The sequence below is a fragment of the Aquiflexum sp. genome, from assembly GCF_041751335.1.
Lineage (GTDB): Bacteria > Bacteroidota > Bacteroidia > Cytophagales > Cyclobacteriaceae > Aquiflexum.
This window is the reverse complement of the sequence record NZ_JBGSXS010000326.1, coordinates 1-16,914: the sequence shown is the minus strand read 5'-3', so window position 1 is coordinate 16,914 and position 16,914 is coordinate 1. Positions and strand designations below refer to the sequence as shown.

Annotated in this window: 15 protein-coding genes; 9 read left to right on the top strand and 6 right to left on the bottom strand. The window is 35.7% G+C overall.

Features of this window, described 5'->3' with window-relative positions; genetic code table 11:
- Positions 1 to 57: 57 nt before the first annotated feature.
- Both ACEW8U_RS18160 and ACEW8U_RS18155 read right to left on the bottom strand, forming a co-directional pair.
- On the bottom strand, positions 58 to 573 hold the full coding sequence (locus tag ACEW8U_RS18160; protein WP_373523476.1) for a PRC-barrel domain-containing protein: 516 nt from the start codon (positions 571 to 573) through the stop codon (positions 58 to 60).
- A 309-nt stretch (positions 574 to 882) separates the two neighbouring features.
- A complete protein-coding gene (locus tag ACEW8U_RS18155; RefSeq protein WP_373523475.1) occupies positions 883 to 3,111 on the bottom strand; it encodes an ATP-binding protein in 2,229 nt (742 codons plus the stop codon).
- Positions 3,112 to 3,583: 472 nt separating this feature from the next.
- Here ACEW8U_RS18155 and ACEW8U_RS18150 point away from each other — a divergent pair, with 472 nt between their 5' ends.
- The 4 genes from ACEW8U_RS18150 to ACEW8U_RS18135 all read left to right on the top strand — a co-directional run bounded on the left by ACEW8U_RS18150 (position 3,584) and on the right by ACEW8U_RS18135 (position 6,424).
- Complete coding sequence (locus ACEW8U_RS18150; RefSeq protein WP_373523474.1) at positions 3,584 to 4,141, top strand: helix-turn-helix domain-containing protein; 558 nt, start codon at positions 3,584 to 3,586, stop codon at positions 4,139 to 4,141.
- A gap of 546 nt (positions 4,142 to 4,687) precedes the next feature.
- Complete coding sequence (locus ACEW8U_RS18145) at positions 4,688 to 5,110, top strand: response regulator (protein WP_373523473.1); 423 nt, start codon at positions 4,688 to 4,690, stop codon at positions 5,108 to 5,110.
- A gap of 319 nt (positions 5,111 to 5,429) precedes the next feature.
- Entirely contained in the window at positions 5,430 to 5,963 is a 534-nt protein-coding gene (locus ACEW8U_RS18140) for a helix-turn-helix domain-containing protein (protein WP_373523472.1), read from the top strand.
- A gap of 20 nt (positions 5,964 to 5,983) precedes the next feature.
- The gene (locus ACEW8U_RS18135; protein WP_373523471.1) at positions 5,984 to 6,424 is read left to right on the top strand and encodes a response regulator; all 441 of its coding nucleotides are present in this window, start codon (positions 5,984 to 5,986) and stop codon (positions 6,422 to 6,424) included.
- 62 nt (positions 6,425 to 6,486) lie between these two features.
- On the opposite strand, the gene ACEW8U_RS18130 is transcribed toward ACEW8U_RS18135, so the two are convergent.
- The 3 genes from ACEW8U_RS18130 to ACEW8U_RS18120 form a co-directional block, all read right to left on the bottom strand.
- Positions 6,487 to 6,678, bottom strand: a complete 192-nt coding sequence (locus tag ACEW8U_RS18130; protein WP_373523470.1) for a CsbD family protein — start codon at positions 6,676 to 6,678, stop codon at positions 6,487 to 6,489.
- Between the two features lie 50 nt (positions 6,679 to 6,728).
- Positions 6,729 to 6,941: a hypothetical protein gene (locus ACEW8U_RS18125; RefSeq protein WP_373523469.1), complete on the bottom strand. Its 213-nt coding sequence runs from the start codon at positions 6,939 to 6,941 to the stop codon at positions 6,729 to 6,731.
- A 167-nt stretch (positions 6,942 to 7,108) separates the two neighbouring features.
- The gene (locus ACEW8U_RS18120; RefSeq protein ID WP_373523468.1) at positions 7,109 to 7,345 is read right to left on the bottom strand and encodes a hypothetical protein; all 237 of its coding nucleotides are present in this window, start codon (positions 7,343 to 7,345) and stop codon (positions 7,109 to 7,111) included.
- 393 nt (positions 7,346 to 7,738) lie between these two features.
- On the opposite strand from ACEW8U_RS18120, the gene ACEW8U_RS18115 reads away from it, so the two are divergent.
- From ACEW8U_RS18115 to ACEW8U_RS18100, 4 genes are all read left to right on the top strand, one after another.
- On the top strand, positions 7,739 to 7,894 hold the full coding sequence (locus tag ACEW8U_RS18115; protein ID WP_373523467.1) for a hypothetical protein: 156 nt from the start codon (positions 7,739 to 7,741) through the stop codon (positions 7,892 to 7,894).
- 494 nt (positions 7,895 to 8,388) lie between these two features.
- Positions 8,389 to 9,801: a sigma-54-dependent transcriptional regulator gene (locus ACEW8U_RS18110; RefSeq protein ID WP_373523466.1), complete on the top strand. Its 1,413-nt coding sequence runs from the start codon at positions 8,389 to 8,391 to the stop codon at positions 9,799 to 9,801.
- A 265-nt stretch (positions 9,802 to 10,066) separates the two neighbouring features.
- Positions 10,067 to 11,479 carry a sensor histidine kinase gene (locus tag ACEW8U_RS18105; RefSeq protein WP_373523465.1) on the top strand — a complete coding sequence of 471 codons (1,413 nt, stop codon included), beginning with the start codon at positions 10,067 to 10,069 and terminating at the stop codon, positions 11,477 to 11,479.
- Between the two features lie 337 nt (positions 11,480 to 11,816).
- Positions 11,817 to 12,497, top strand: coding sequence for a LytR/AlgR family response regulator transcription factor (locus ACEW8U_RS18100; protein ID WP_373523464.1), 681 nt, complete (start codon positions 11,817 to 11,819; stop codon positions 12,495 to 12,497).
- A gap of 683 nt (positions 12,498 to 13,180) precedes the next feature.
- Here the strand turns inward: ACEW8U_RS18100 and ACEW8U_RS18095 are convergent.
- On the bottom strand, positions 13,181 to 13,939 hold the full coding sequence (locus tag ACEW8U_RS18095) for a DUF1080 domain-containing protein (protein ID WP_373523463.1): 759 nt from the start codon (positions 13,937 to 13,939) through the stop codon (positions 13,181 to 13,183).
- A 127-nt stretch (positions 13,940 to 14,066) separates the two neighbouring features.
- Between ACEW8U_RS18095 and ACEW8U_RS18090 the strand changes: the two genes are divergently transcribed.
- Positions 14,067 to 16,607: a M14 family zinc carboxypeptidase gene (locus tag ACEW8U_RS18090; protein ID WP_373523462.1), complete on the top strand. Its 2,541-nt coding sequence runs from the start codon at positions 14,067 to 14,069 to the stop codon at positions 16,605 to 16,607.
- Positions 16,608 to 16,914 lie beyond the last annotated feature (307 nt).

Below are 16,914 nucleotides of genomic sequence, written 5' to 3'. Positions count from 1 at the left end.
AGAATAAAAAGAAGGCAGAAAAAATCCCTGCCTTCTTATAGAATTAATCCCAATAAATTAAAGTCTAATATTATCATGCCTCATGTCATCCCGTCTGGATTCACCTAGTCCGGAATCATCATCATCAAAGGATGAATCACTTGATCTAGCATCATCAAGTCTAGGATCACCGGAAAGGTCAAACCTTGAAGATTCATTGCTGTCGTCCATGCCATAATAGGAATTGACTGAATCGACAAAAGTAGAATCAGGATGAGATGGCCAGTTGTCTTTGTCAAAGCCCGGGGAGTTTTCTAATCTTTCTTTGGAAACATCCAGTACAAGGACATTCTTACTCGTATAATCGTCTCGTAAATTATCAAAATTAAATGCTCCCAATGGGACTGCAAAATATTTGTTTTGCAAATTCAGGAAGCCTGTATTTACTGAAAGCACAAGATATGAAATCTCACCTGATTGGAGATCAATCATGATGTCCTTAATATCTCCGATACTTTCATCTGCAGGTGTCCTTACATCGGTTCCTTCCAAGCTTGAAGCGGAAATGATTTGTTGCCTAATTGAATTTTTCATAATTATTTTGGTTTAGTTAGAAAATATAAAAGGTAGTCTCCAATTATCATTCCCCGCTCCAAAACAAGAACAAATTTCATCCATATTTCAAAAAAATAGAAATGAAAATCTCCCTATTTGAGTTCAAAAATCAAAATATGCGATTAAAAAATGTCAATTATCAGTGAAAAGTAAATCTACAAAGAAGGTATTTTGATTTGGGATTAATAACCCCCGCGTTAAAAACATTTCCAATTTCGTAACTTTTTTTGCCCACATTGTCTCATACCCAAAAATCTATAAGCACAATAATATTAACCCTATTGCAAATCAATCGAATGATATAATGCTAGGCGGAAAATTAGATTTTAAATGACCTTCACCATTTTCATTTTGGTATTGGTATTTTGGAATTATAAATGTGAATTTTGCTCCTTTCCCAGGACTACTTGTAGCGAATATTTTCCCCTTGTGGTTTTCAATTATTCTTTTGCAAATGGCAAGTCCAATACCCGAACCCGGAAACTCCAAAATACCATGTAGCCTTTTAAATATCACAAAAATCGAATCCGCATGAATCTGTTCAAAACCAATCCCATTGTCAGAAATGGTGATTTTGATCAAATCCTCTTTAAAAATACCTGGGTATTGATCCAATTCATTTTCTGTTGGCAATTCCATCCCGATTTGGATGCGAATGGGGAACTCCTTTTTGCCAAATTTCAGAGAATTCTGAATCAAATTTTTGAATAATTGTTGCATTTGATGTGGTACTACTTCTGCTGTGGGCAGTTCATTAATATGAACTACCGCTTTACTTTCTTCGATCAATAAGTTAAGTTCATCAATAGCTGACCTGAGGATACTTGTAAGATCTCTCTGTTCAAAAACCATTTCAGCTTTTGAAATCTTTGAGAATTGGAGAAGATCCAGGATTAAAAGCTGCATCCTGTTGGCTGACCTTTGGATTCCGAAAAAATAGTCCTTTGCTTTTAGGTTAAAGTTGGGGTCTTTTAAGGAATCAATCAAGGAGACAAAGGTTTGAATTTTGCGTAAAGGTTCTTGAAGGTCATGACTCGCAATGTGGTTAAATGAAGCTAATTCAGCGTTATTTCGGGAAAGTTCTTGATTCTGAAGTTCAAGCTGTTGGTTGATGAGTGCTTCTGCGGTCACGTCTTTGAGTGTCACCAAAAGTACCCTTCCGCTATCTTCAAAAAACTCCCTACTAAAGCTAATGAATTTTGTTTCACCGTAGATGGTATTGAATTTTAAAGGAAGGTGATTCAAATCCACAATTTCGGATTGGGGATCAAGCCAATTTGAAACTGCAATTTTATCTTCTTCCATAGCAAATTGGACAAGAATTTCCTTAGAGACTCTAAAAGAATTTGGTTCTAAACCTAGCATCCGAAATAGGTTGTCCGAAAAAACGATTGAGTTTGTTTCAAGTTCAATGATATAATAACTAACGGCTGCAATTTCTTTTACATGACTAAACATCTTGTTTTGTAAAGAAAGGCTATGATTTAATTCAAGCAATTTGAGCTCCGAGACCTTTTCAGGTGTGGCGTCCCTATTAACAAAAATAAGTATCCTTTCCTGATTTTCAATCCTCAAAATGGCAAGAAAATCCACGTATTTTAACTCGCCTGAGTCTGCAATTATTCTGATGTTGGTCTGTATGGTATCATTTGTGAGTGATAGTGATTTCATGGCGTCAATCACTTTTCGTCTGTCCTCTGGGTGGATTTGTCTGAGATAGCCTTTAATGGATGGGTGAAATGCCTTTGGCGGAAAACCCAGTATCCCAAAAAGATTGGATGAAAAAACCATCTTTTTGGAATTTAAGTTTAGGAATCCATGACCTAATCCTGCTAGCTGTTCCGAATGTTCGAACATCTCATCATTGATTTTATTCTGAAGCATTGCCTCATCACAGGTATCAAATTCTGAATTGATCACTCGCTGATAAACAAAACCCATGAAAAAGAGGAATATCAACAATCCAATAGATGAAAAATAATATATTGTCCAAAAACGCTTGAATTTTATACTTTGGTCTGAAAGCGCATCTCTTTCTTTTTGGCTTAGGAAATCCAAGTAATCAAAAATTTGAAAGTCAGAGAGTTCCATATGAGCTTTCAGCCATACTTCTGCTTCTTGTGTTTGAGCTTTTTCCAACAAAAAATTTTGATACGTAAAGAGGTAACTATTGCTCAATCCCATCAAACTGTCGAGGTCTGATTTTTCAAAATCTATGGTTCCGATGTAAATCTCCAACTCGGATATTTGATCGTGTATTAGACTTTTGGAATCGAAAAAATCCTCCAATTGGCCTGAATAAGCAAGGAGATTCTGAGAGAGCACCATTTTTTCCAAATACTCGAATTCTTTGGTCAAATGTTCCAAATCAATTATGAGGTCATTATAGAACTTTGATTTATCGGACCAATTCTGATTGGAACTGAATTGGACATATCCTATTATCAGTACTCCCAATAGAATAACAGTGGTGGTAATCAACCAACGAAGGTGGAGTTTTCTAGATCGCTCAAGCATAGTTAAAGGTCTGCGTTCCGGCTCCAATATTTATAAAATGCCACATTGATTTATTTTGTATTGAATTCGTTTTATGAAAAATAATAACAATAATTATGCAATGTTGAATATGATTAATAAAAAAAAGGTTATACGATTCTTTCCAGTAACCCAATATACTACTATAGACAGGTTGGAATCCCGATAGCTATTGGCACGAGGTCGGAAGTCTCCTGTGGGTATGTACTTGGACATCTCAGTTTCCTGATAATAAAAGAAATATTTTTTAAAACTGTCCATTTTTTACACACTTGTGGAAATTTTCCGCATTAAAGAAGAGAGATTTTGGTTCAAACTCCAACATTTACACTCCTTCGCGTATTGGCAAAATCTTTGAAGATATGTGAGAATAAAGCAGACTGCCACGAAAATTGGTATTTTAAAATTAACCTCAGTGGTTTATCTGCATGTTTTAACCTAAAAATAACTACTTATGAAACTGGTTTTAAGTTATCATACACAAATTCTAGTGAAAAAAGTCATTGAAAAAGAGATAGAAAAATTAGGAATTGAATTTGCCTTTTGTAATAGTGGACAAGTTGAGTTTTTAGATGAAGTTGACGATGAGGTCTTGGGTAGTTTAAAACTTAATTTACAGGAATATGGTATATATGTTCAGTCAAATCATCAACAACAGCTGATTCAAAGGATCAAAGATGCCATTGATGAATTGGTATATAATGATGATAACTATAAATACAACCCGTCAAATTATATTTCAGATAAATTGAATCTAAATTATACCTATCTATCCAATTTATTTTCTGAATACACTTTAACAACCTTACAAACTCACATCATCAGTACCCGTATTGAACGTGCCAAAAACATGATGTTGAGTGGCGAGTATAAATTATCTGAAATTGCATATAAATTAAATTACAGTAGTGTGTCACACTTATCCAATCAATTTAAAAAAACAACTGGTTTAACGGCTTCACATTTTCTTAAAATCATTTCTAAACGAAATATCACTATTTCTGATAACTAATAATTGCCTTGATGGCGGTACCAATGTGTATATTACAATCCAATTAATATTGAAGATATCAAAACTTTACTTTTAATAGTGATTTAAACCAATTATCTATATAAATACAATACTCCCCAAAATTGTGGACAGAGGTTAAGTTAAAAAAGCCTTTTAAATAATTGAAACTTTAAAGGTTTACTTTGGAATCCCAAAAGTTGTAATACTTTAGTAATAATATGTAGAAGAAATATTAATATTTAAAAATAATTTTTAGATATTTGAATATGATATTGGAAAAAGAATTTTTCCTTTAAACAACTAAAACCCCCTCTAAACAGCACTATTATGAAAATTACCTACAGCCCCTCTCCACCTTATTAATATCGATCCTAGTTTTTTTTGAAAATCATTAAGGCTTATTAACAAATTCACGGTATAGACTGAGATTCTGTTATTAATTGGCTATTTATAGAAAGATGACAAACTGCACTTATACATTGTAAGTAAGCATGTTGTAGATTTTATTTTTAAAGTAATTGATCTATTTGATAAACAAAGGATCTGATGAAAACTACTAAGCGGATTTTATTGATTGAAGATGACATTGATGATCAATTATTTTTTAGGTGGGCAATAGAGGCTATTGATCCAAAGGCTGAATGTGTTATTGCCAAAAATGGAACTGATGCCATGCAAAAATTAATAGCAATGAAAATGCCTCCATCCTGGATTTTTTTGGACCTCAATATGCCTTTGATGAATGGATTCGAATGCCTCAGAAAGATTAGGGAAAAAAAATTGGACTCTGATATACCTGTAATAATACTGAGTACTTCAGGTAATATGAAGGATATTGCCAAAGCAAAAGAACATGGAGCTGCTGGATATCTCAAGAAGCCCAATAATACCAATTCGCTAGTTAAGGCCTTAGAAGAAATATTTTCAATTGATTTCAACAAAACTGAGAATTATTTTGTATTATATTGATTTTCAAGGAACTATATGCAGGTCATGGTTAAAGTCTTTACAGAATATATACCACTTATGGTTATGGATTACAATATTCAAATAACAAAATTAATGTAAAAAAATCTGAGAAATTTGTATATTTCATCAAAGGAGATTAATATACTTTTGCAACCGTTTAAAATGAAATAATAATAGAATATTTGTTTGTTTTGAATAAATAGCAGGAATGATTTTAATACTATGAAATTATAAAATTTTATTTAGGAGTTTAAACTAAGTTGAATTTTTAAAAACGACATATACTATGAAACTGGTATTAGGTTATCACACCCCTGTTTTGGTTAAAAAAGTAATTGAAAAAGAAATGGAAAAGTTGGGCATAAAATTTTCCTATGCCAACACAGGGCAGATTGAGCTTTTAGGTGAAATTAGAGATGAGGTTTATTATCAATTAAAACTTAATTTACTGGAATACGGAGTTTATTTTCAGTCAAATCAACAACAACAGATGATCCAAAAGATCAAAGATGCCATTGATGAATTTTTGTTTTTTGAAGAAAATTATAACTACAACCTCTCCACTTTTATTTCGAATAAATTAAATATAAATTATAACTATGCTTCCAATTTGTTTTCTGAAATGACCTTTACCACGATACAGTCTTACATTATCCTTAAAAGGATAGAAAATGCAAAAACTATGATTTTAAGTGGTGAATATAGTCTTACTGAAATCGCATACAAATTAAAATATAGTAGTATCGCTCATTTATCTGGGCAATTTAAGAAAGTGACAGGCCTAACCGCATCCCAATTTGAGAAAATAATTTCCAAACGAAATTTTCAAGTTTCTGAAAAAAAAGAGATATAAAATAAAGATTTGAGGTAAATATGAAAAAAATCAATATTGTATTGGCAGAGGATGATGAAGACGATCGCCTGTTTTTTGAGGAGGCTATAACTCAGCTTGGTCTAAATACGGAAATAAAATTCGTGGCAAATGGGGATGAATTGATGAAATATTTGAATAATCATGAAACTTCATTTCCCGATTTGATTTTTCTGGATTTAAATATGCCCCGCAAGGGAGGTATTCAGTGTCTCGCAGAAATTCGTGCCCATAAAAAGTTGACTGGATTATCTATAGCCATATATTCTACATCTTCGTCGGATGAGGATATTGAGAATTGTTTTGTAGGCGGGGCCAATGTATATATCAATAAACCAAATAACATTGAAAGTTTAAAATCTGTCCTTTTAAAAGTCATAACCACCAATCACCAATATACTAACTCCACCTTGAACAAGGACAACTTTGTCATGGTGGTATGAGGCGTTTAAAAAATTCATTAAAAAAAGCCGGTCAATCTTTAAAGGCTGACCGGCTTTTTTGATTAAAGATTGTCAATGAATTTTTTGACTTCGTCTTTGGACTGTCCTGTTTTTTTCTGGATTCTTCCCAACATTTCATCCTCTTTTCCTTCCACATAGGTCAGATCATCATCGGTAAGTTCACCGTATTTTTGTTTCAATTTACCTTTGATCAGATTCCAATTTCCTTTGAATTTGTCATTTAAAGCGCTCATAATTTTGATTTTTAAAGGTTTAAAATACATTTTAATTTAGGGATTTTACTTTAATTGTAGGCATCGTTATGGTTCCCTTCCAAATCGAATGTGACTGTAGTGACTTTTCCATCACGTTTGAAGTGCATCTCATAATACACTTTGTTTTCTCTCTTAAAGGGTCTGGAATCAATTATCTCTTGATCTCTTAATGAGGAATCTTTCCGGATGACATTATAGACCGTGATGGGAATAAATCGGGTCCGGTTAGTATTTTGGCCCAACTCCGGATCATTTGTTTCAGCTTCTATTTAACTTCCGGGATTTAAGGCCTCATCGTGAAGATTTCCATTGGTTCTTTCATTGACGTCATTTTCCCTTTCCGAATATTCTCTTTCTGTATTTCTATGCTCACAGGAAATAAAGATTAATCCCGCAAGATCTTATTGGATTAATCCTCCTTGTCTGATCCCTGTGTTTTCACAATTTTGTTGTAAACCCCAAATAAAAGAAATGGGGCAGCCCACTGTCCAACAAACAGGGCAGTATTTTTCTTACCCATTATTTTTAATCCCAACGAAACAGCCATTGCTGAAATCGATGACCATAGAAAAACATCAGATGGAATTTGAGCCGTTTTCTTTTCAATTTCTTTGGCCACTTGGCCTTCTTTATTATAATCTTTCATAATCTTATCAGTTTTAGTTTTTAGATATAATTGGTGTTACCCAAAATTCATTCCACCAACCTAAAGACCGAAATTGACCAATTCACAGCCTTGAGGAAGTGAATCGAATTATCCAATGGTTACCATTACCCGCTTAGCTGTTACATTATTTACCCATTGTGGGTTAGTTTAAGTCCATTGGAAAAACATCGATTATTTTAATTTACTTTCCCTTTGAATAGGTATAATTGCTATGGATCTAGGGTAAAGGCTAAAAATCAAAAAACTATTGAAGGGACACTTTTTAATATAGTGGGAATGGTTTGATTTTTGAAATTAAATGGAGAGATAAAAAAACCGATAGGTAATTTTTTTCTGAAAAAATCATCTTTATACCACGTCAAAATTAATATTATGAAAAGCCAGCTATTACTGCCATCTATCATCTATAAAAATTACAATTCTGCAAAATTGGCCCTAAAGGGGAAAATGTCCAAAAACGGCGAAACTTCAGATAAAAAACCGAGCATCGGAGGTACAGGCAATTTGAGCTTAATGGAGAAAAGATGACTCCATATTTTTTATCTAAATTTCAATCATCTTTTGTTACTGACTTCTCCTGCTTACTTTTCTTTTTATAAACTTCGCTTTTCCTTGATAATTTTATCCATGATTATTTTTGGCAGGAATCGTTTTCTTAACATTACAACTATAAAGCAGAAAGTTCAATGTTCTCAATAATTGTTTTTCCGTAGCAATAAGGCTAATTGGACAAATTTTATAGAACCTACGAACAGTTTATCAATTTTTATCAAATGGCAGTACTATAGGTGGGGCTTTGTTTTTAAAATGTTACCATTCAATTACATAATGTAACATATAATAACCAATAATATCTTATTTATATAAATTTATCGAATATTATTGTAATATCTTTTCATGCTTTCCTTTCTACTTTTGAAGTAAAGTGTATTTGCATAGAGTTTGGTCAATCTCAATAATGTTAATGACCGGCTTAATGTATTCTTTTCGAAAACAATTTAATTATTTAAACAGCCAATCCTATGAAAAACATACTTGTTGTTGACAATCAGATTTCGTTTTGCAACCTTTTAAAGAAGTTTCTAACCAAAATCGGTTACCTAGTAGAAACAAGTACACAGGCCCCACATGCAATCCAATTAATGAAAGAGACATTTTTTCATGTTGTCATCTGTGATTATCGATTACCAAATGCGGATGGAAATGTATTTTTCGAAATGATCAAGGGTGTTAGTCCTGATTCTGCTGTTATTTTCACTTCTAATCAGATTAATCTCAAAAATGTAGTGGAGATGATCAGAGAAGGAGCTTCGGGCTATTTGTCCAAACCTATCAATCCGGATGAATTAGTGGAAGTATTGGAGGGGGATCATTTTAAGAAACAGAAAGAGAAATTTTCAAGTAAAAATATTGATAAAAAAACTCATGCTGATAAACTACCCGAATACTTGGTGGGAAACAGTAAAATAGCTAAAGAAGTACAGTATAATTTGGATAAAGTAGGCCCTACCGATTATTCGGTGATCATTGAGGGGGATACAGGAACAGGAAAAGAATCTTATGCAAGGTTGATCCATCAAATCAGTGACAGAAGGAATAAGCCATTCATTGCGGTCGATTGCGGATGCCTTTCAAAAGAATTGGCTGGAAGTGAATTATTTGGGCATGAAAAAGGTGCTTTTACAGGTGCGGTTTCCCACAAAACAGGTTTTTTCGAAATGGCTAATGGCGGCACCGTTTTCCTTGACGAAATATCAAACCTATCAAGTGATATCCAAATGGCCCTATTGCGGGCATTACAAGAAAAAGTCATCAGGAAGGTAGGGGGAACGAAGGAAATCACTATTGATGTACGCATAATATCGGCAACTAATGAAGATCTTTTGGCTAAATCGGAAACTTTGGGATTTAGAGAGGACTTATTCTATAGGTTAAGTGAATTTGTATTAAAAGTCCCCACATTGAAAGAGAGGGGAAAAGACCTATTACAATTTATTGATTTTTTCTTGGAGAAAACTTCAAAGGAACTTGGAATCCGGGAGCTTCCAAAATTTACAGATGAAGCGATGGATCTCTTGCAAGCATACCATTGGCCCGGGAATATCCGTGAACTTAAAAATGCCATCAGGAGAGCCTGCCTTTTTATCAACAAGGATAATCAAATAACTGCCGCATCCCTTCCAGACAGAATCCAAAAGTCTCTTCAACCAATGAGTATTGTTCACGAAATACTTGACAGCACTATACATATGGGGGAAAGATTCTATAGTGAACAAAAAAGAGATCTTAAATCAGTGGCATTAATGGCAGAATCAGAAAAAATAAAAGAGGTTCTCAAAGATGTAAAATACAATAAAACCAAAGCTGCACAAAAATTAAATATCCATAGAAAAACCTTGTACAGCAAGCTTAAAACGATGAACATCGCCTATTGAGATTTTCCACCCCTAATTTCTTTATATTCATCACATTTTTTTGTCTGAATTTTTCGCTTCCTCTATACTTGTGAGGAAATCAAGCAATCCATAAATGAAAAGCAAGAGACGTTATTTTCTGCTTATTGGCCTGGCCCTTATATACCATATTTGGCACTTCAGTCAAAACAATAAAGCATCAAATCAGGCTTTAGATGCTACCGAATTTCACATTTCAAAAAATTAATCCTCAAAATTTCCTTTAATTTTAAATCTTTACACCTCTATGAAAGAATCCCCTTTACCTTTTAGGCAAATTGAATGGTGGCTAATGACACTTTTGTTTCTCGCCATCATTTTGGTCAATGTCCTAGATGCTCAGTTTTTAGGATTTAACCCTTCCAATAAGCAAATGTCAATTTATGCTTCAAAAGCTTTTATTCCAATTATTATGTATCTGGGATATTATCTGATGCATATAAGGATTATTCCCAATTACCAAGAAAATCAAAAGAATTGGAAACTTGTCCTTTTTTCGGTTTTGGTATTTTTTGGGGCAATAATGCTATGTGGGGCATTTTCCATGAATGCCGGATTAACCCATGACTTTTTTATGCCTTTTTATTTTAATTCAGTCGCCATTTATATCGGATATCTCATATTGGTGTATATTTTTCAACAGATTCTATTACCGCCTAGAGCAAAGGATTTCCAGCTATTCAATGTATCCAGGTTAATAGCCCTATATTTCTTTGTATTCATATTTCTTGTCCAATATCAAAAAATTGCCCATCATGCAATATTAATAGTCTATTCTATTGTTTTGCCATCATTGGTTCTAATGGTCATTTATAACTTTTTCCTGGTCTATGGAAACTATAAAATCGGCAAAACAAAACTAGCCAGGATCTATTATTGGGGATTGATGATTTTGGTAGGAATCATTTTCTTCATATTGGCAGTAGAAGATCATAATTCCCGAATACTCCTTTTTGGTGTAGGAACCATTGCGTTTTTGATGCTTGTGTTGTTCCCTTTATCCAACCTCTTTTTCAAAAAATACGATAGCCTGCTTTCTGAAATCAACACACTTTCCTATAAAGTTGACCAAGGGTCAGCAAATCTTTCATTTCTCCGCTCGCAGATTAACCCCCATTTTCTTTTCAATGCGCTGAATACCCTTTATGGCACCGCCTTGCAGGAAAATGCTGAGCGGACTTCCGAGGGTGTCCAAAAGTTGGGGGACATGATGCGGTTTATGCTCCATGAAAACAATCAGGATAAGATCCCAGTGGAACGGGAAAAGGAATATCTTGTCAATTACGTGGATTTACAACTCCTGAGAATCAAAGAACAGGAAAACATTGAAATCGTTTTTTCGAAGGGAGAAGATTCTTGTTCAGGAGAAATCGCCCCCATGTTGTTGATCCCATTTGTGGAAAACGCCTTCAAGCACGGCATTAGCCTCCAAAAGAAATCATGGGTAAAAATCAGTCTGAGATGCTTAGCAGGTTCAGTTCACCTAGATGTCAACAACAGTATCCATCGGTCCAATGATGATGATCCAGAAAGAAAAGCTAGTGGCATAGGTCTTGAAAATGTCCGGCAGCGTCTCAGCCTGCTTTATCCCGGAAAACATGAGCTTGTGATTAGGGAAAATGAGATGGAGTATTTTGTACATTTATCCATTAAATTATAATTTCAATTGATATACTTCCATAGAAATATGCTTCGCGATATTAATAGATATTTGCCTTCGGTGATATTGAAATGATATAAACTTCGTGATATAAATAGAAATATGCCTTCGGCGATATAAAATCCTATAATCACCGCTAATTTGAGAAACTTTGTCCATCAATTTTGAATTGATATTTACTTCGTGATATAATTAGATATTATGCCTTCGGCGATATAATATTCCACAATCACCACTGATTTAGGAAATAATATCCATAAATATCTATTTCAACTATATTTCAACCTTATTTCAACTATATTTCAACTTTCAAAAACCCATTATCCAATACCAAAAGATGTTAACCTCAATAGCAATAGACGATGAACCAATGGCTTTGGAGGTGGTGAAATCCCATGCTGCTAAAATTCCTTTTTTGGATTTAAAATCGACTTTTACTGATGCCATCAAAGCTTTGGAGTACCTGAAGGAAAATCCGGTCAACTTGATTTTTTTGGATATTAAGATGCCGGATATATCGGGGATGGAACTGGCAACCCTGATTCCCAAGGAAACTATGGTCATCTTTACCACTGCCTATTCAGAACATGCCGTAAAGAGTTTTGAATTGGATGCGGTGGATTATTTATTGAAACCATTTAATCTCAGCAGATTTCTGAAAGCCTGTCAAAAAGCCCAAGAATGGAATGATCTCAAAAATGGTCAGCCTATCGGTTCTATTTTTATCAAAACCGGATACGAACAAGTCAAAGTTAATTTCGAGGATCTGTTGTTTTGTGAAGCCAATGGCAACTATGTTAGTTTTCACTTGCCCAATGAAAAAATCCTCAGCAGAATGACCCTTTCCGAAACCGAGAAGCTGCTTCCCTCCTCTTTTGTCAAATCCCACCGTTCCTTTATAGTCAATACCCAACACATCCAAAAAATCGAAAGGCACCAGCTTACCTTAGGAGGTAAACAAGTCCCTGTCAGTGGAAGTTTTTATGAGGAGTTGATGGGAAAAGTGAAGGGGATTTAAAGGATGAGGGATAATGTCAAGGTAGATTGATGATTTTAGATTTTAGATTGAAGGGTGAGGTAGAAAGGATAAAGGATGAAGGGATGAAGGTAGATTGATGATTTTAGATTGAAGGGTTAGTTAGAAAGGATGATGGCACCGTCATTCTGAACCCAGCCACTCCTACCTAATTTTTTTAACAAACCCAATGCGAAGTGAAGAATCTCTTGGGGAAAGGATATTTATTGATGTCACTGAGGCTTTTAGGATATCAAGTTTCGATAAATATTAAAAAGAATTAATTAAAAGGTATAACCCACCTAGAAAAGAAAATAATCCGGCAAAAGTTAATTTTACATCCCCAATAGTGAAACTCTCTTTGTATTTGTATGTCTGCCTAATTTGTATTGAAAAAATTATTAAAGAACCTAAAATCAAAGAGATTCCCAGTAATATATTCATTACCCTTGTTTATTATATAAATCAACTTGCCTAAGTGTAGTATAGGCTCTCACTAACTTCTGGAGAATTCCGTAAAATTGTCCAACGCAACTATACCCTCCTAAGAAAAGGTAAGTAAGATGTCCGATGACCGATGTGGGCCTGTTTAAAATTTAAGGATTTCCCAAACTTTCTTCTATTGATAGTTCTCCAAGTCTATTCATTACCTAACATCGGTCATCGGTCACCTGTCATCCAACAATTTAAAGCTTCCTCACCCAAATATTCCTGTAAGTTACCAAATCGCCATGATCTTGTAATTTAATGGGCATTTCAGCAGGATGGGCTTTGTAGTTTGGAATACCGATATATTCGGTAGGACCTTTTAACTCCATGTTATTCTGGACTAGAATTCCATTGTGGAACACAGTAACTCTCGCAGGGGAAACCAACATCCCATCTGCATTGAATTTCGGGGCAGTAAAGATGACATCATAGGTGTTCCATTCTCCCGGTGCTTTCATGGCATTGACCAAAGGTGGATGCTGCTTGTAAATACTTCCTGCCTGACCATTGGAATAAGTTCTGCTTTCATGGGAATCCAAAACTTGCAATTCATAATGAGACATCAGGAATATCCCTGAGTTGCCCCTGCCCTGACCTTCTCCTTTGATAACAGTCGGTGCTGTCCATTCAATGTGCAACTGCATATCACCAAACCCTTGTTTGGTACGGATATCTCCTGTTCGAGGGGTGACGGTAAAAGCTCCATTCTCTACTTTCCATTCAGGAAATCCACCAGTTCGGTCGCTGACAAAGTTGTTCAGGTTATTGCCATCAAAAAGAACAATGGCATCCGATGGTGGTTGATGATTTTGTGCACCGGGAGTAACTTTCTTTGGAACAGGCTCCCAAAATTCAGTGGCTTCCGGTGGCAGTTTGATATCTTTTTGTTGTGCTAAAAGCGGCAATGCTGCAAATAATGCAATAACGAAAAGGGAATTTTTAATAATTTGTTTCATAGGTTTATTGGATTGAATTTTAATTGACCCTCCAAATTAAAGTAATTCCCAAGCTTTCAAAAGCCGTTGATGGATTTTTGGTTTTTCATCTGCTGCCATACTGTTAAATTCCTCAAAAATTAATCCAATGCAAAAAAATATACTGTTATTGATCCTGCTGGTTTCGGTAATTATTCCGGTAAAAGCACAAAAAGATTATTACTTTCCCGGAGAAACCTTTTCATCCGAAATCCCTTCCCCTTATTCTTATTTAGGATACCATATTGGAGAATGGCATACCCGGTATGATCGATTAGTTGGCTATTTTGAAAAATTAGCTGAAACATCCGACATGGCCGAACTGCATACCATAGGTCATACCAATCAACTTAGACCTCAGGTTGTGCTGATCATAAGTAAGGATCAAAACATCCAAAATCTTGAAAACATCCGGACAAACCATATCAAATTGGCAGATCCCAATCAACCCATGCCAGATGTGTCCAATATGCCAGCCATCATCAACTTAGCTTATAGTGTGCATGGAAACGAACCTTCCGGAGGTGAGGCAGCTATTTTGACAGCCTATTGGCTATTGGCCTCCCAAAGTGATCTGGCCAAAGAAATCAGAGAGAATGCAGTGATTTTGATTGATCCAGCCATCAATCCCGATGGTAGGGACAGACATACCAATTGGGCCAATATGCATAAAGGCTTTCCTCCTGTTGCTGATCCACTTGACCGGGAACACAATGAAATATGGCCGAGTGGCAGGGTAAACCATTACTGGTTTGACCTGAATAGAGATTGGTTGCCTTTGGCACAGGTTGAATTGCAAAACAAAATTGCTTGGTACCATACTTGGTATCCCAATGTGGTTGGGGATTTTCATGAAATGGGTACCAACAGTACCTATTTCTTCGAACCCACCAAACCATTCAGCAGCGAGAACCCTGTGGTTCCAAGAAAAAACTATGAGGAGATCAACAGCAAGTTTGCTACTTATTTTGCAAAAGCGCTTGATGATATTGGAAGCTTGTATTGGACAAAAGAAGTGTTTGACAACAGCTATCCAGGCTATGGTTCAACCTATCCTGATATTCAAGGAGGCTTAGGATTGGTATTTGAACAAGGAAGTTCCAGAGGGCATATCCAAAGCTCTCAACGAGGTGATATCACTTTTCAATTTACCATCAGAAACCAACTCAAAACCTCGATTGCTACCATGGAAGGTGGAGTAAAAGAACGGGTTTATATGCACCGCTACCTTCGGGAATTTTTCCAGACAGGAGTAAACGAAGCTGGTAGAGACCGTGCAAAAGCCTATGTTTTCGGAGATGAATTTGATGAATCCAAAAACAGGTTATTTCTAAAGTTACTTTTAGATCATAAAATAAAAGTAATTGAAAATGAGTCTGATATAACTTTGAGAGGAAAGTCATTTAAGCAGGGGAAATCCTGGATAGTTGCGACCTCCCAACCGCAATACAGGATGGTAAGGTCCATGTTTGAAAAGGTCACAACATTTGCAGATTCAGTCTTTTATGATGCCTCCTCTTGGACCATGGCATTGGCTTATGGAATGCCTTATGCTACTCAAACTGCGGTGGGTTCAGGAAGCAAAGTTTCAACCTTACCAACTCAAATTTTGGACTTTCCTACAGATGGGAAATTCGTGGCTTACTTGGTAGACTGGACGGATTATTATGCACCAAAATTCCTTCATCATATCCAAAAAGCAGGAATACATGTGGAAACTACTTCTTTACCATTTAGTTCGAATACCGATAAAGGACCAAGGGAATTTCCTGCGGGTTCATTAATTATTCCTACCGCATTTCAGAAACTCTCGCATGAGGAATTGAAAGCAGCATTGATGTCTTCGGCCAAGGAATCGGGCCAACATGTCTATGCCACCACCACCGGATTCAGTGCTAAGGGGATAGATTTGGGGAGTAATAATATCTCTGCTGTTCAACAGCCTAAGGTATTGATGTTGATCGGTCAGGGAACTTCACAATATGAGGCGGGTGAAATATGGCATCTGATGGACACCAAAGTCGGTATGCCTATGGCTAAAGTAGATATCAGCTTATTTGGGAGAATCAACTTATATGATTACAACACTTTGATATTGCCATCAGGAAATTATTCTTCCCTGTCTACTGCGCAGGTCACTCATTTAAAGGATTGGCTGTCGAGAGGTGGAACTTTGATTTCCCTTAGAACGAGTAGCCAATGGTTACAGAGTCAAGGAATCGTTGAGGAAGAGTATCTGACTATGGAGGAAAAGAAATCACCTGAATCACTCCCATTTGCCTCAAGAAGGGATTTTGCAGGGGCACAGGCAATAGGTGGAAGTATATATTTGGCAAAATTGGACAAAACACATCCCTTGGGTTTTGGCTATAGAAATGCAGAAATCCCGGTTTATAGAAATACTACGCTGTTTTTCAAGCCTTCCAAAAATCCGTCAAACACGCCCGTAAAATATACTTCTGAACCATTGTTGGGAGGTTACATTTCTCCAGCAAATCTTGAAAAAGTAAAGCAAAGCGCCAGCGTCATGGTCTCTACAGTTGGTCAGGGAAGGGTCATCCACTTCATCGACAACCCCAATTTCCGTGGCACCTGGTTTGGTACCAATAAGCTGTTTTTTAATGCAATTTTCTTTAGGGATAAGATGTGATTGTTTGAACCACAAAAGAAACAAAAGGGAACAAAAGACTATATCACTGAGCTGCCGTCACCCTGAGGTAGAAAGGGTCTCTTGAGGAACAGAAAATGATAAATATGAACATAAATAGAACCTTTTGAGATTCCTCGTACCTACCAATGACATAAACCGGAGCTGCCGTCACCCTGTATTCTAAGATTAAAGCAAGTGAAATAGTGCAATTTTTCATTTCTTATGCGGCATACTTGTAAATATCCACGTAAGGAGTATCTCTAGTTATGACTGCAAATACCCTTGCCAACAGCTTGTTTCTGATGAT

Coding starts and splice junctions, on each gene's coding strand:
- ACEW8U_RS18160 (WP_373523476.1), bottom strand. CDS start 573: ATGAAAAATTCAATTAGGCAACAAATCATTTCCGCTTCAAGCTTGGAA.
- ACEW8U_RS18155 (WP_373523475.1), bottom strand. CDS start 3,111: ATGCTTGAGCGATCTAGAAAACTCCACCTTCGTTGGTTGATTACCACC.
- ACEW8U_RS18150 (WP_373523474.1), top strand. CDS start 3,584: ATGAAACTGGTTTTAAGTTATCATACACAAATTCTAGTGAAAAAAGTC.
- ACEW8U_RS18145 (WP_373523473.1), top strand. CDS start 4,688: ATGAAAACTACTAAGCGGATTTTATTGATTGAAGATGACATTGATGAT.
- ACEW8U_RS18135 (WP_373523471.1), top strand. CDS start 5,984: ATGAAAAAAATCAATATTGTATTGGCAGAGGATGATGAAGACGATCGC.
- ACEW8U_RS18130 (WP_373523470.1), bottom strand. CDS start 6,678: ATGAGCGCTTTAAATGACAAATTCAAAGGAAATTGGAATCTGATCAAA.
- ACEW8U_RS18120 (WP_373523468.1), bottom strand. CDS start 7,345: ATGAAAGATTATAATAAAGAAGGCCAAGTGGCCAAAGAAATTGAAAAG.
- ACEW8U_RS18115 (WP_373523467.1), top strand. CDS start 7,739: ATGAAAAGCCAGCTATTACTGCCATCTATCATCTATAAAAATTACAAT.
- ACEW8U_RS18110 (WP_373523466.1), top strand. CDS start 8,389: ATGAAAAACATACTTGTTGTTGACAATCAGATTTCGTTTTGCAACCTT.
- ACEW8U_RS18105 (WP_373523465.1), top strand. CDS start 10,067: ATGAAAGAATCCCCTTTACCTTTTAGGCAAATTGAATGGTGGCTAATG.
- ACEW8U_RS18100 (WP_373523464.1), top strand. CDS start 11,817: ATGTTAACCTCAATAGCAATAGACGATGAACCAATGGCTTTGGAGGTG.
- ACEW8U_RS18095 (WP_373523463.1), bottom strand. CDS start 13,939: ATGAAACAAATTATTAAAAATTCCCTTTTCGTTATTGCATTATTTGCA.
- ACEW8U_RS18090 (WP_373523462.1), top strand. CDS start 14,067: ATGCAAAAAAATATACTGTTATTGATCCTGCTGGTTTCGGTAATTATT.